The 13,511-nt window shown below is 69.9% G+C and carries 16 protein-coding genes and 1 tRNA gene; 5 read left to right on the forward strand and 12 right to left on the reverse strand.

Features of this window, described 5'->3' with window-relative positions:
• A partial coding sequence (locus BGO22_RS09800) for a class I tRNA ligase family protein (RefSeq protein WP_286850516.1) occupies positions 1-1,746 on the forward strand: 1,746 nt, incomplete at its 5' end.
• A gap of 77 nt (positions 1,747-1,823) precedes the next feature.
• Here the strand turns inward: BGO22_RS09800 and BGO22_RS09805 are convergent.
• Genes BGO22_RS09805 through cysM form a run of 4 tightly spaced genes read right to left on the reverse strand, consistent with a single transcriptional unit; the run spans position 1,824 to position 4,598 of the window.
• Positions 1,824-2,870, reverse strand: coding sequence for an NAD(P)-dependent oxidoreductase (locus tag BGO22_RS09805; protein WP_239478167.1), 1,047 nt, complete (start codon positions 2,868-2,870; stop codon positions 1,824-1,826).
• A gap of 11 nt (positions 2,871-2,881) precedes the next feature.
• Positions 2,882-3,109 (reverse strand): sulfurtransferase TusA family protein, encoded by a 228-nt coding sequence (locus BGO22_RS09810; protein ID WP_116959620.1) that lies wholly within the window; start codon positions 3,107-3,109, stop codon positions 2,882-2,884.
• A gap of 36 nt (positions 3,110-3,145) precedes the next feature.
• Positions 3,146-3,691 (reverse strand): NUDIX hydrolase, encoded by a 546-nt coding sequence (locus tag BGO22_RS09815; RefSeq protein WP_070397379.1) that lies wholly within the window; start codon positions 3,689-3,691, stop codon positions 3,146-3,148.
• Between the two features lie 4 nt (positions 3,692-3,695).
• Positions 3,696-4,598 carry a cysteine synthase CysM gene (gene cysM, locus BGO22_RS09820; protein ID WP_070397378.1) on the reverse strand — a complete coding sequence of 301 codons (903 nt, stop codon included), beginning with the start codon at positions 4,596-4,598 and terminating at the stop codon, positions 3,696-3,698.
• 35 nt (positions 4,599-4,633) lie between these two features.
• Between cysM and BGO22_RS09825 the strand changes: the two genes are divergently transcribed.
• Positions 4,634-4,718 (forward strand) — tRNA-Leu (locus tag BGO22_RS09825).
• Positions 4,719-4,779: 61 nt separating this feature from the next.
• Here BGO22_RS09825 and BGO22_RS09830 read toward each other — a convergent pair.
• The gene (locus tag BGO22_RS09830) at positions 4,780-5,700 is read right to left on the reverse strand and encodes an NAD-dependent epimerase/dehydratase family protein (RefSeq protein ID WP_070397377.1); all 921 of its coding nucleotides are present in this window, start codon (positions 5,698-5,700) and stop codon (positions 4,780-4,782) included.
• An 88-nt stretch (positions 5,701-5,788) separates the two neighbouring features.
• On the opposite strand from BGO22_RS09830, the gene BGO22_RS09835 reads away from it, so the two are divergent.
• Both BGO22_RS09835 and BGO22_RS09840 read left to right on the forward strand, forming a co-directional pair.
• Positions 5,789-6,820, forward strand: coding sequence for a CDP-6-deoxy-delta-3,4-glucoseen reductase (locus BGO22_RS09835; protein ID WP_070397376.1), 1,032 nt, complete (start codon positions 5,789-5,791; stop codon positions 6,818-6,820).
• A 27-nt stretch (positions 6,821-6,847) separates the two neighbouring features.
• Positions 6,848-7,810, forward strand: a complete 963-nt coding sequence (locus BGO22_RS09840; protein ID WP_070397375.1) for a Bug family tripartite tricarboxylate transporter substrate binding protein — start codon at positions 6,848-6,850, stop codon at positions 7,808-7,810.
• Between the two features lie 61 nt (positions 7,811-7,871).
• Here BGO22_RS09840 and BGO22_RS09845 read toward each other — a convergent pair whose 3' ends face one another.
• The 5 genes from BGO22_RS09845 to BGO22_RS09865 are packed head-to-tail and all read right to left on the reverse strand — an operon-like array spanning position 7,872 to position 11,903.
• Complete coding sequence (locus BGO22_RS09845) at positions 7,872-8,471, reverse strand: SCO family protein (protein WP_070397374.1); 600 nt, start codon at positions 8,469-8,471, stop codon at positions 7,872-7,874.
• Positions 8,465-9,367: a heme o synthase gene (gene cyoE / locus BGO22_RS09850; RefSeq protein ID WP_070397373.1), complete on the reverse strand. Its 903-nt coding sequence runs from the start codon at positions 9,365-9,367 to the stop codon at positions 8,465-8,467. Before cyoE ends, BGO22_RS09845 begins: the two co-directional genes overlap by 7 nt.
• Positions 9,364-10,485 carry a COX15/CtaA family protein gene (locus BGO22_RS09855; protein ID WP_070397372.1) on the reverse strand — a complete coding sequence of 374 codons (1,122 nt, stop codon included), beginning with the start codon at positions 10,483-10,485 and terminating at the stop codon, positions 9,364-9,366. Before BGO22_RS09855 ends, cyoE begins: the two co-directional genes overlap by 4 nt.
• A 4-nt stretch (positions 10,486-10,489) precedes the next feature.
• The gene (locus tag BGO22_RS09860) at positions 10,490-11,185 is read right to left on the reverse strand and encodes an SCO family protein (protein ID WP_070397371.1); all 696 of its coding nucleotides are present in this window, start codon (positions 11,183-11,185) and stop codon (positions 10,490-10,492) included.
• On the reverse strand, positions 11,166-11,903 hold the full coding sequence (locus tag BGO22_RS09865; protein WP_070397370.1) for an SURF1 family protein: 738 nt from the start codon (positions 11,901-11,903) through the stop codon (positions 11,166-11,168). The genes BGO22_RS09860 and BGO22_RS09865 overlap by 20 nt, the downstream gene beginning before the upstream one ends.
• Before the next feature lie 54 nt (positions 11,904-11,957).
• Between BGO22_RS09865 and BGO22_RS09870 the strand changes: the two genes are divergently transcribed.
• The gene (locus BGO22_RS09870; RefSeq protein ID WP_416186969.1) at positions 11,958-12,203 is read left to right on the forward strand and encodes a twin transmembrane helix small protein; all 246 of its coding nucleotides are present in this window, start codon (positions 11,958-11,960) and stop codon (positions 12,201-12,203) included.
• A gap of 76 nt (positions 12,204-12,279) precedes the next feature.
• Here BGO22_RS09870 and BGO22_RS09875 read toward each other — a convergent pair whose 3' ends face one another.
• Positions 12,280-13,161, reverse strand: a complete 882-nt coding sequence (locus BGO22_RS09875) for a cytochrome c oxidase subunit 3 (protein ID WP_070397368.1) — start codon at positions 13,159-13,161, stop codon at positions 12,280-12,282.
• Positions 13,162-13,227: 66 nt separating this feature from the next.
• A partial coding sequence (locus BGO22_RS09880) for a DUF2970 domain-containing protein (protein WP_353744349.1) occupies positions 13,228-13,511 on the reverse strand: 284 nt, incomplete at its 5' end.

Raw genomic sequence — 13,511 nt, forward strand, 5'->3', positions numbered from 1 at the left:
GCCATGACCAAGGTCAGCGAGCAGGACCCCAGCGGCAAGAGCATCGCGCAGAAGGCGATCGACGCCGTCGACTCGGGCGCGGTGAAGTTCGTGCCCGAGAACTGGGTCAACACCTACGACCAGTGGATGAAGAACATCCAGGACTGGTGCATCAGCCGCCAGCTCTGGTGGGGCCACCAGATCCCCGCCTGGTACGACGAGGACGGCCGGGTCTACGTGGCGCGCAATCAGGCCGACGCCCAGGCACAGGCCCCGGGCAAGACCCTCACGCGCGACCCCGACGTGCTGGACACCTGGTACTCGTCCGCGCTGGTGCCCTTCAGCACCATGGGCTGGCCCGAGCACAAGAGCGGCCCCACCGAGGACTACGACGTCTACCTGCCCAGCAGCGTGCTGGTGACGGGCTACGACATCATCTTCTTCTGGGTCGCGCGCATGATCATGATGACGACCCACTTCACGGGTCGCGTGCCGTTCCGCCACGTCTACATCCACGGCCTGGTGCGCGACGCCCAGGGCCGCAAGATGAGCAAGAGCGAAGGCAACGTGCTCGACCCGGTGGACCTGATCGACGGCATCGCGCTGGCGCCGCTGCTGGACAAGCGCACCACCGGCCTGCGCAAGCCCGAGACCGCGCCGCGCGTGCGCAAGGACACCGAGAAAGAATTCCCCGAGGGCATTCCCGCCTACGGCGCCGACGCCCTGCGCTTCACCTTCGCGGCCCTGGCCTCGCTGGGCCGCAGCATCAACTTCGACAGCAAGCGCTGCGAGGGCTACCGCAACTTCTGCAACAAGCTCTGGAACGCCACGCGCTTCGTGCTGATGAACTGCGAAGGGCAGGACTGCGGCCTCGAAGAGCACACCAAGGCCGAATGCGCCGTGGGACAGCCTTTCCATGGCTACCTCAGCTTCAGCCAGGCCGACCGCTGGATCAGCTCCGCGCTGCAGCGCACCGAGGCCACCGTGGCGCAAGGTTTCGCCGAGTACCGCCTGGACAACGTCGCCAACGCCATCTATGACTTCGTCTGGAACGAGTTCTGCGACTGGTACCTGGAGATCGCCAAGGTGCAGATCCAGACCGGCGACGCCGCGCAGCAGCGCGCCACGCGCCGCACCCTGATCCGCACGCTGGAAGCCATCCAGCGGCTGGCCCACCCCATCATTCCCTTCATCACCGAAGAGCTGTGGCAGAAGGTGGCGCCGGTGGCCGGGCGGGCCGGCGAATCGGTGGCGCTGGCCGCCTACCCGGTGAGCCAGCCTGAGCGCATCGACGAGGCCGCCGAAGCCCATGTGGCGCGCCTGAAGAAGCTGGTGGACGCCTGCCGCACCCTGCGTGGCGAAATGGGCGTGTCACCGGCCCAGCGCCTGCCGCTCTACGCCGTGGGCGACGCCGCCTTCCTGCGCGGTGCCGCGCCGGTGCTGCAGTCGCTGGCCAAGCTGGCCGAGGTGCGCGTGTTCGACGACGAGGCCGCCTGGGCCCAGGCCGCGGGCGCCGCGCCCGTGGCGGTGGTGGGCGAGGCCCGCCTGTGCCTGTTCATGGAAATCGACGTCGCGGCCGAGAAGGTCCGCCTGGGCAAGGAAGCCACCCGCCTGCAGGGCGAGATCGCGAAGGCCCAGGGCAAGCTTGGCAACGAAGGCTTCGTGGCGCGCGCGCCGGCGGCGGTGATCGAGCAGGAAAAACAGCGCCTGGCCGACTTCGGCGCCACGCTGGAGAAGGTGCAGGCCCAGCTGGCGCGCCTGGGCTGAACCCTGGGCACAGCGGCACCGGCTGGGCCGGGCCGCTGGCACCGCCCCTCAGGGGGTACAGCGCCGCGCGGTGGGGGTCAGTCCCTGGACAGCGCCGCGAGCGAGGCCCACTGCGAGGGTGAGGCCGACTGCGGCGGGTCGCCCGACTCGGGGAAGCCCAGGCTGTCGAGCATGGAGAAGTCGCTGCTGCCCGGCTCGCGGCGCGCGTCGTCGGGCGACAGGGTTTCGTGGATGCGGTGGGCCAGGTACCAGCTCGCCCGCAACTTGGCCTCGCGCGTGTGCGAACCCAGGCGGGGCGTGAGGTGCAGGTTGGGAATGCCGTAGAGCGGCGAACCGGGCGCGGCAAACTGGGCGTTGGCACCGTCGAGCAGGCAGGCGTCGATGCGGCCGTCGCACAGGGCCAGGGCCAGGGCCTCGGGGTCGAACAGCGCGCTGCGGCTCACGCCCACCCAGAGCTGGCCCGGCTTGCAGTGGTTGAGCAGGCGCTCGTTGATCCAGCCCTTGAAGCGCGAGGCGTAGACCATTTGCAGCGAGATGGCGTCGGCGCGCTCCAGCAGCTCGTGCAGGGGGACAGGCTCCACGTGCAGCTTGGCCCAGAGCTCGGCGGCGTGGTGCACGGCCGGGTCGTAGCCCAGCACGCGCACGCCCAGGCTGCGCAGCATGGGCGCCAGCGTGTGCGCCACCGGCGCCAGGCCCAGCAGGCCCACGGTGCTGCCCGCCAGTTCGCGGCCCATGCGCACCTGGCCCAGCTTGCGGCCCAGCAGCGCGCTCACCATGCCACGCCGGTAGAGCATCAGCAGGCCGTAGAGCAGGTACTCGGCGTTGGAGCGCACCGTGGCGCTGCGCGCCTGCAGCACGCGCACGCCGCGCTGCGCGCAAGCGTTGAGGTCGGTGTTGTCGCTGGAGATCTGCATGCGCGCGACCATCATGAGGTGGGGCGCATGGTCCAGGAATTCCTGGGAGACCACCACGTGCGGTGGCAGCACCACGGCGCGGGCCTCGGCCAGCGCGCGGCGCAGCTCGGCGGGGTCGTCCGCCAGCTCGGGAAGGTAGACCACGTCATGGCGCTCCTGCAGCCACGCCAGGGCTTCGGGCACCAGCGGGTCGACGAGCAGGACGTCCATGGGCGTGGGCATCAGCGCCGTTTCAGCACCGACACGAAATCGCCGCCCAGCGTTTCCTGGTGGACGAGCAGGTTGCCGGTCTGCTTGGCGAAGGCCTGGAAATCGCGCACCGAGCCGGCGTCGGTGGCCACCACCTTCAGGGTCTGGCCGCTGTGCATCTCGGCCAGGGCTTTCTTGGCCTTCAGGATGGGCAGCGGGCAGTTCAGGCCCCGGGCGTCGAGTTCTCGGTCAGCAGCGATCATGAAGGCAGGGCTCCGTCTGGGTAACGGCGCATTTTAGGCCGCGTCGGCCTTTGGTGTGTCGTCCAGGAATTGCGGCTGCAAGCCCCGTGACATAAGCCACTGGGCCAGGGCCAGGCCCGTACCCGCCCGCCAACAACGCACCGCCGCCGGCTCCAGCAGCCGGTACTCCGACAGCTCCGGCGACAGGCGCACCTCGCCCCGGCAGCGGGCGTGGTAGGTGATGATGACCTGGTTCATGCGCTGGAAATCGTGCACGGCCACCAGGCTCAGGGCCTCGGTGTCGAGCGAGGTTTCCTCGGTGATCTCTCGGCGGATGCCCTCCTCCGGCGTCTCGCCAGCCTCCATGAAGCCGGTGATCAGCCCGAAAAAGCGGCCCGGCCAGGCGGCGTTGCGCGCCAGCAGCACCCGCCCGTCGAGCTCGACGATGGCCGCCAGCACCGGCGTGGGGTTGTTCCAGTGGGTGTAGCCGCAGGCCGGGCAGCGCAGGCGCCGCTTGTCGCCGCCGTCCTCGGCCTGGACGATCTCGCGCAGCGCCGTGGCGCACTGCGGGCAGTAGCGGAAGGCGCCGTCGCCGCTCACGGGGTCAGGCGGGGAAGACGCCGGTGGACAGGTAGCGGTCGCCGCGGTCGCAGACCACGAACACGATGGTGGCGTTCTCGACCTGACGCGACACCTGCAGGGCCGTCCAGAGCGCCCCGGCGGCGGAGATGCCGCCGAAGATGCCTTCCTCGCGCGCCATGCGCCGGGCCATGTCTTCGGCGTCGGCCTGCGAGACGTAGATCATCTCGTCGACCGCCTTGGGGTCGTAGATCTTGGGCAGGTACTCCTCGGGCCATTTGCGGATGCCGGGGATGCGCGAACCCTCGCTGGGCTGGGCACCGACGATGCGCACGGCCGGGTTCTTTTCCTTGAGGAAGCGCGAGACGCCGGTGATGGTGCCGGTGGTGCCCATGGCGCTCACGAAATGGGTGATGCGCCCGCCGGTCTGCTCCCACAGCTCGGGGCCGGTGGTCTCGTAGTGGATGCGCGGGTTGTCGGGATTGGCGAACTGGTCGAGCACCCGGCCCTTGCCATCGGCCTGCATCTTGTCGGCCAGGTCGCGCGCCGACTCCATGCCGCCGCTCTTGGGCGTGAGGATGAGCTCGGCGCCGAAGGCCTTCATGGTCTGGGCGCGTTCGACGGACAGGTCCTCCGGCATGATGAGCACCATGCGGTAACCCTTGATGGCCGCCGCCATGGCCAGCGCGATGCCGGTGTTGCCGGAAGTGGCCTCGATCAGGGTGTCGCCGGGCTTGATGTCGCCGCGCTCCTCGGCGCGCCGGATCATGGACAGCGCGGGCCGGTCCTTCACCGAACCGGCCGGGTTGTTGCCTTCCAGCTTGGCCAGGATGACGTTGCCGCGCGGGCCGTTGTCCGCCGCGCCGATGCGCTGCAGCGCCACCAGCGGCGTGCGGCCGACGGCGTCTTCGATGGTGGGGTATTGCATGGCGCCACTGTGCCATAATCCGCGCCCTTGCTCGGGCCGAAGTGGCGAAATCGGTAGACGCAGCGGATTCAAAATCCGCCGCCGCAAGGCGTGCCGGTTCGAGTCCGGCCTTCGGCACCACCAGAGCAAGCCCTGCAACCAGCCCGCTCCACGCGGGCTTTTTGTTGGCCGCTCGCCGGCCTCAGCCGCGCAGGCCTTCGGCCACGGTGGGGTAGCGCAGCCGCAGCCCCAGCTCATCCTTTAGCCGCTGGTTGCGCAGGCGGCGCGATTCGCTCATGAAGCTCAGCAGCACCAGCGGCAACTGGTCCTGCGCCGTGTCGCGTGGCACGCGCGGCGGGCGTGGCAGGCCGTAGAGATCGGCCGCGAGGTCGAAGTAGTCGCCCATCTTGAGTTCGCTGTCGTCCACCACGTTGAGCACGCGCTGCGCGCGGCCGCGCCACAGCGCCAGCGCGCAGGCCCGCGCCAGGTCGTCGGCGTGGATGTGGCTCGTGTAGACGTCGTCCTCGGCGCGCAGCACGGGCGTGCCGCGCAGCAGCCGCTCGCGCGGCGTGCCGCCCTCGCGGTCGTTGGCGTAAATGCCCGGGATGCGCAGCACGCTGGCGCGCACGCCCAGGGCGCGGCCCAGCCAGCGCACACGCTCCTCCGCGTCCACGCGGCGCGCCGCGCGCGGGGTGCGCGGCCGCGCGGGCTGCGACTCGCTGGTCCAGGCGCCACCGCGGTCGCCATAGACGCCGGTGGTGGAGCCATAGACCAGCGCCAGCGGCGGCGTGCGCTGCGCCAGCGCGTGCACCAGGGCGCGCGTGCGCGGGTCGATGCGCCAGTCGGCCATGTCCTGCGAAGGCGGCGGCGCCAGGTGCAGCACGCGCGTGGCCAGGCCGGCCAGGCGGCGCAGGCTGCGCGCATCGTCCAGGTCGCCCCGCAAGGGCACCAGGCCCGCCGCGCGCAGGCCAGGCATGCGCTCCGGACTGGAGGTGAGCGCCAGCAGGCGCGCGCGCCGACCGGCGCCCAAGGCACCGGCCGTACGCAGGCCGACGTCGCCACAGCCCACGATCAGCACCCGTTCACGCCGAAAGCGCGCGGGCAAGGCCCCAAGGAAACTCATGCAAAACGGGTTTTTGCGACAATGCGCGGTTGCTTGGAACGGGGTGCGCCACCGGAGCGCGCCCCTCGACAGAAAGAAGACGGCGAGTATGACATTCACGATCACGGTGCAGCCCAGCGGGCGCGCCTTCACCGCCAACCCCGACGAAGCCATGCTGGCCGCCGGCATCCGCCAGGGCATCGGCCTGCCCTATGGCTGCAAGGACGGCGCCTGCGGCTCCTGCAAGTGCAAGCTGGTGTCGGGCACCGTGGTGCACGGGCCGCACCAGGCCAAGGCCTTGTCGGCCGACGAGGAGGCCGCGGGCTACGTGCTCACCTGCTGCGGCGTGGCCCACAGCGACGTGGTGCTGGAGTCGCGCCAGGTCACCGAGCTCGGTGCCTTCCCCATCAAGAAGATGCCCGCGCGCGTCAACAGCCTCACGCGCGCCTCGCACGACGTGATGGTGGTGCGCCTGCAGCTGCCCGCCAGCGACACCTTCCAGTACCGCGCGGGCCAGTACGTGGAGTTCATCCTGCGCGACGGCGACCGCCGCAGCTACTCCATGGCCAACGCGCCGCACACGCAGGCCGAGGCGCCAGGGTTGGAGCTGCACCTGCGCCACATGCCCGGCGGCAAGTTCACCGACCAGGTCTTCTCCACCATGAAGGAGAAGGACATCCTTCGCATCGAAGGCCCCTTCGGCGGCTTCTTCCTGCGCGAGGACAGCGACAAGCCCATGGTGCTGCTCGCCTCCGGCACGGGCTTCGCCCCCATCAAGGCCATCGTCGAGCACATGCGATTCAAGGGCATCCAGCGCCCCGCCACCCTGTACTGGGGCGGCCGCCGCCCGGCCGACCTGTACCAGAGCGCCTGGATCGAGGAGCAGCTGGCCGCCATGCCGAACCTGAAGTACGTGCCCGTGGTGTCCGACGCCCAGCCCGAGGACGCCTGGACCGGCCGCACGGGCTTCGTGCACCGCGCCGTGCTGGAAGACCACGCCGACCTGAGCGGCTTCGAGGTCTACGCCTGCGGCGCGCCCATCGTGGTCGAATCGGCCAAGCGCGACTACGTGGCGCAGGCCGGCCTGCCCGAGGAGTGCTTCTTCGCCGACGCCTTCACTTCCGCCGCGGACAAGGTCTGAACACCCCCACCCCCTAGGAGACACCGCATGATTTCCCGCCGCCACGCCATCGCCCTCGTCACCACCGCGCTCGCCCTGCCCGCCTGGGCGCAGGCCCGCACCACGCGCATCGTGGTGCCCTTCGCGGCCGGTGGGCCGATCGACGTGACGGCGCGCGTCCTGGCCGACGCGGTGAAGGATTCGCTCGGCACGGTGATCATCGAGAACCGCCCCGGCGCCGGCGGCAACATCGGCGTGAGCCAGGTCGCCAAGGCCGCGCCCGACGGCCTGACCCTGGGCATCGCCACCACGGCCTCGCACGGCATCAACCCCTGGCTGTTCAAGCAGTTGCCCTACGACCCGGCGAAGGATTTCGCGCCCGTCACGCAGATGCTGCGCGTGCCCAACGTGCTGGTGATGAACGCCGAGACCGCGCAGCGCCTGAACATCCAGAGCGTGCGCGACCTCATCCGCTACGGCAAAGCGAACCCGGGCAAGCTCAACTACGGCTCGGGTGGCAACGGCAGCGCCGGCCACCTGGCGGGCGAGCTGTTCAAGAACCAGGCTGGCGTGTTCGCCGTGCACATCCCCTACAACGGCGGCAACCCGGCGCAGCTGGGGCTGCTGTCGGGCCAGGTCGACTTCAACTTCGACAACCTCGCCACCGCGGCGGCCAACATCCGCGCGGGCAAGCTCAAGGCCCTGGCCGTCACCACCGCCCAGCGCAGCGGCGTGATGCCCGAGGTGCCCACCGTCGCTGAGACCCTGCCCGGCTTCGAGATCGACACCTGGTGGGGCCTGGTGGCCCCGGCCGGCACGCCGGCCGACGTGGTGTCGCAGCTCAACGCGGCCTTCACCAAGGCCCTGCAGTCGCCGGACGTGAAGGGCAAGTTCGCCGCCCTGATGGCCGAGCCGGCGCCCAGCACGCCCCAGGCCTTCGGCGAGTTCATGGCCCGCGAGCGCGCCAAGTACGAGCGCCTGGTCAAGCTCAGCGGCGCCAAGGTGGATTGAATTCGAACCGCACACGCGACAAGGGCGCCCTCGGGCGCCCTTTTTCCTGCCTGGCCGATGTTCAGCCCTTCAGCAGTAGCCTCACATCGTCGGCCAGCGACTGCGCGCCGCTGTTGTAGCGGTTGTAGAGGCGGATGCGCCCCGTCGTGTCGTACACGTAGCTGCCCGCCGAGTGGTCCATGGTGTAGCTCGTGGGCGTCTTGCCCTCGACCTTCTTGTAGTAGACCTTGAAGCTCTTGGCCACGGCCTCCAGCTTGCCGGGCGCCGCGTACAGCGCAAGAAAGCTCGGGTCGAACTGGGTCACGTACTGCTTCATCACCTCGGGCGTGTCGCGCTCGGGGTCCACGCTGATGAACAGGCCCTGGAAGCGATCGCCGTCGGGCCCGAGCAGGCGCTTGGCTTCGGCCATCTCGGTCATCGAGGTGGGACACACGTCGGGGCATTGCGTGAAGCCGAAGAAGATCACCACCACCTTGCCCTTGAAGTCGTCCAGCGTGCGCTTCTGGCCGTTGTGGTCGGTGAGCGAGAAGCCGGTGGCGTAGTCGGCGCCGGTGATGTCGATGCCTTTGAACGCCGGCGGCGACTCGGAACACGCGGCCAGCAGCAGGGAAGCGGCGCCAGCGGCCATCAGGCGGCGGCGGGAGACGGTGTTCTTCACCATGGCAGGTAGTGGTCGATGAGCAGCGCCGCGAACAGCAGCGACAGGTGGATGAGCGAGAAGCGGAAAGTCTTTCGAGCCAGGGCGTCGGAATAGTTCCGCCACAGCGCGAAGGCGTAACCGCAGAAACCCAGGCCGAGCGCGAGCGCGCTCACCAGGTAGAACCAGCCGCTCATGCGCAGCATGAAGGGCAGCAGCGTGGCCGCCAGCAGCACGAAGGTGTAGAGCAGGATCTGCAGGCGCGTGAACTCGGAACCGTGCGTGACCGGCAGCATCGGCAGGCCGGACTTGCGGTAGTCCTCCACGCGGTAGAGCGCCAGCGCCCAGAAGTGCGGCGGCGTCCAGAGGAAGATGATGAGAAAGAGCACCAGCGCCTCGGGCGCGACCGTGCCCGTCATGGCCGCCCAGCCCAGCACCGGTGGCATGGCGCCCGAGGCCCCGCCGATCACGATGTTCTGCGGCGTGAGCGGCTTGAGGATGACGGTGTAGACCACCGCGTAGCCCACGAAGGTGGCGAAGGTCAGCCACATGGTGAGCGGGTTGACCCAGAACCAGAGGATGGCCGAGCCGATCGCGCACAGTGCGGCCGAGAACGAGAGCGTCTGCCAGTTGGTGAGCTCGCCCTTGGCCGTGGGACGCCAGGCGGTGCGCTTCATCTTCGCGTCGATGTGCTGCTCGACCACGCAGTTGAAGGCCGCCGCCGCGCCGGCCACCAGCCAGATGCCGAAGCAGGCGATGGCCGCGAGCCGCAGCTGCGGCCAGCTCGGCAGGCCGGGCACGGCGAGCACCATGCCGATGAGCGCGCAGAACACGATCAGCTGGATCACACGCGGCTTGGTCAGCGCGTGGAACTGGCGCCAGGTCGACGGCAGGGACAAGGGATGCACTTCTGTGTTCACGGGAAAACCTCCGCGCTGCGCGTGGCGGCCACGGCGCCCGTGAAGGCGATCACCAGCGCGGCGGCGCCGCCGGTGTGGCCCACGGCGGCCAGCAGCGGCCAGTCGAGCACGACATTGCTGAGACCGGTGAGGAACTGCCAGGCGCACAGGGCCACGAGCACGCGCGCGAAGCGCTGCAGCCCCGGCACGCGCCACAGCGCCCAGGCGAGCGCCAGCAGCAGCGCGAACACGGCGTAGGCCATGAGGCGGTGCACGTAGTGGATGGCGGTGAGCGCCGGGAAGGTGATGGCCTCACCCGCGTGGTTGGCCCCCAGTTTGCGCCAGAGCGTGAAGCCCTCGCGCAGGTTCATGGCGGGCCACCAGCTGCCCTGGCAGGTGGGGAACTCGCTGCAGGCCAGCACGGCGTAGTTGGTGCTGACCCAACCGCCCAGCGCGATCTGCAGCCACACCAGCGCGAAGGCAGCCAACAGCCAGCCGCGCTGCGCCGCGCCGATGGGCGTGGGGCCGGCGCTGCCCGGCTCGCCCAGGCGGTAGGCCACCGATTGCGCGCGCAGCAGCGCCAGCAGCACCAGGCCGCCCAGCAGGTGCAGGGTGACGATGGCGGGGAAGAGCTTCATGGTCACCGTGAACGCGCCGAAGGCGCCCTGCAGGCAGACCCAGGCCAGCGTGACCACCGGCCAGACCCAGTGCACATGGATGCGGCGGCGTTCGATCCAGCTGCCCACGGCCAGCACGATGATCAGCACACCCACGCCGGTGGCGAGGTAGCGGTGGACCATCTCGATCCAGGCCTTGGAGAAGGTGACCGGGCCGGTGGGCATGGCCGACTGCGCGGCCGAGATGTCGGCGTGCGCGCCGAGCGGGCTGGCCGCGCCGTAGCAGCCGGGCCAGTCGGGACAGCCCAGGCCGGAATCGGTGAGGCGCGTGAAGGCGCCGAACAGCACCAGGTCGAAGGTGAGGAAGAGCGTGACCAGGGTCAGCACGCGCAGGCGCTGCGCGGGGCTGGCCTGGCGGTGCTTGAGGCCGATCCAGACCAGCGGGCCGAACGCGATCGCGATGCCCAGCAGCATCATGCGCGTGAGCGGCGCGAGGTCGACCAGGGAAGACGGGGCGTCCATGCGATCAACCGCCGGGGTGCCCGCCGACGCCGCGGCCGGGCTGGTCCCAGGCCGAGGAGGCGCGCAGCAGGCGGTCGAGGTCGCGCTTGGCGCGCGTGGGGTCGATGTCGGCCGGGAAGCGCAGCATCCAGTGGCCCAGCGGGTCGACCACGTAGAGGTGGTCTTCCAGGCGATGGCCGGGCGCGGGCTGCAGCCACTGCGCCAGCGCGGCGGCGTCCACGTGCAGCACGGTGGCGGCGGCCGTCGCGGTTTTCAGCGGCTCACGCAGCTCGCTGGCGCCGGTGCGCAGCCAGACCCAATCGAGGCGGTCTTTCTCGCGGCCCAGGGTCTCGCGCAGCTGGCGCTGCAGGTACAGGTGCTTCTCGCAGGCGGCGTCGCAGGCGCTGTCGGCCACGCTGACCAGCAGCCACTGGCCTTCCAGCGAGTTCAGGGGCACCGAGCGGCCCTGAGCATCGGTGCCGTTGATCGCCGGCAGCAGGGGTTGCGCCGCGATGAGCTCGCCGTAGTTGCGGCGGCCCTCGGGCCGGATCACGTAATAGGTGAGGTACGAGGCGATGACGGGCGAGGCGCAGACCAGCAGGATGGCCAGCATCTTCCAGCGGCCGCTGCGTGTGGCGGCGGCGCGCTCGGCATCGCCACGGTCGGGCGTGGGCAGGCTGTGCACCGTCAGCGTCAGGGGTTCATCGGGCGTCTTGGCCATGGAGGCGGGCGCGTTGGCGGCGGGGTTGAATGATCTGGAACCAGAGGTAAAGGCCAGCGACCAGGGTGCACAGGGCGAACCACTGGAAGGCGTAGCCGTGGTGTTTGCTCACGTCGACGGCCGGCAGCGGCCATTGGCGGCGCAGCAGGCCCTCGTCGTCGCCCGTTTGCTGGACCGAGGGGTCCAGCAGCGCCAGCCCGGTTTCCAGGCGGTAGGCGGCGGGGTCGATATTTTGCCGGATGGCCCCGGTACCGGCCTCGCCGAACTGGTAAAGGCGCCCGGGCGGCGGGGCCAAGCGGCCCTGCACGGTCACCTCGCCCGCGGGGGTGTCGACGTCGGGCACGCGCGCGCGGTCGTGGAAGTCGCGCGGCACCCAGCCGCGCTGCACCAGCACCACGCGCTCGCTGCCGCTCAGGCGCAGCGGCGTGACCAGGAAGAAGCCCACGCGGCCGTCCATCTGGCGGTTGTCCAGGAACACGTTGTGCCGCGCGATCCACTGGCCCCGCAGGCGCACCGGCCGGTACACGCCGGCGGAGGGGTCGGTCTGCGCCAGCAGCGCGGCGTTGTCCCAGGCGGGCAGCTCGGCGCGCGACAGGATGGCGGCCTGCAGCGCGGTCTTCTGCCGCGCGCGGTCGAGCTGCCAGAGGCCCAGCGACGCGGTTGCGGCCATGGTGAGCACCGTGGCCACAGTGACGACCAGGAATCGCGCGCGGCTCATCGCCCGTCCTCCGCGCGGCCTTGTCCGACAGCGGCGCGCGGCCGGCCCCGGATAATGCGGGCCATGAAATACGTGGTGATCGTGGCTTTCGTGGCCATCATCGGCAGCCTGGCCGCGGCGCTGGTGTTCATGATGCGCGGCGGCGTGCACGACGGCAGCGAGGGCGAGGCCCCGCGCAAGCGACAGATGGCGCGCGCCCTGGCCTTTCGCGTGGGCTTTTCCGTCCTGCTGTTCGTGCTGGTGCTGGTGGCGTATTTCATGGGCTGGATCCAGCCAACTGGCCTACCGGTGCAGCGCTGAGCGCGGCGCGCCGGCACCGAAAGAAAAAAGCGCCTCGCGGCGCTTTTTTCATGGGGCGATCGTCCCGGGGTGGGCATCACATCCAGTAAACGAGGATGTACAGGCCCAGCCAGACCACGTCCACGAAGTGCCAGTACCAGGCCGCGCCTTCGAAACCGAAGTGGCGCTCGGCGGTGAAGTGGCCCTTGTGCAGACGCAGGGTGATGAACAGCAGCATCAGCATGCCCACGAACACGTGGAAGCCGTGGAAGCCGGTGAGCATGAAGAAGGTGGAGCCGAAGATGCCCGAGCTGAGCTTGAGGTTCAGGTCGGCGTAGGCGTGCGCGTATTCGTAGCCCTGCACCAGCAGGAAGACGAAGCCCAGCAGCACGGTGATCCACATGAAGCCGATGGTCTTGGCGCGTTGGCCGGCCTGCAGCGCGTGGTGAGCGATGGTCAGCGTGACGCCCGAGGTGAGCAGCAGGGCCGTGTTGATGGTGGGCAGCCAGAACGGGCCCACGGTCTGGAAGGGCTCGACGATGTTGCCCGGCGACGCGGTGGCGCCGGCCTGCAGGCTGGGCCACACGGCCGAGAAGTCGGGCCAGATCAGCGCGTTCTCGATGCTGCCGAGGTTGGGCACCGAGTGCGCGCGCGCCCACCACAGGGCGGTGAAAAAGGCACCGAAGAACATCACCTCGGAGAAGATGAACCAGCTCATGCTCCAGCGGAACGAGAGGTCGATCTTGCGGCCGTACATGCCGGTCTCGCTCTCGTGCACGGCGTCGCGGAACCACTGGAACAGCACGAACAGCCAGAAGGCCAGGCCGAAGGCGAGCGAATACGCGCCCCACCCGTGGCCGTTGATCCATTGGGCGGCGCCCAGGATCACGAAGAAAAGGCCGATGGCGGCCATGACCGGATGACGCGACGGTCCGGGGACGAAGTAGTACGGCGTCGAGCCATGGGATGCTGCGGACATGCTGCTCACTCCTGTTGTGCTATCGCTGTGTCGATGTCAATGAATAGTCTGCGCGGGTCGCCGCCCTCATCCGGCGACCCAATTCACCAGCGCGATGAGCGCGCCGACGAAGATGAAGGCCATCACCAGGCCCACCGCCACCAGGTGCAGCGGGTTGAGGCGCTTGATGTCCTTCTCGTACTCGCCCCGCTGCCGCAGACCCAGGAAACCCCAGAGCACGGCCTTGACGGTGCTCAGCAGGGACCCGGATTGCGGTGGCGTGGCCATGCGGTTCACGCGCCCCCCTGCGCCTTGGCGTCGGGCGCCAGGGCCGCCGCGTCGGGCGCCGGTGGTGTCTTGCCGCCCACCTC

This window comes from Hydrogenophaga sp. 70-12 (assembly GCF_001897365.1).
In the GTDB taxonomy this organism is placed as follows: domain Bacteria; phylum Pseudomonadota; class Gammaproteobacteria; order Burkholderiales; family Burkholderiaceae_C; genus Hydrogenophaga; species Hydrogenophaga borbori.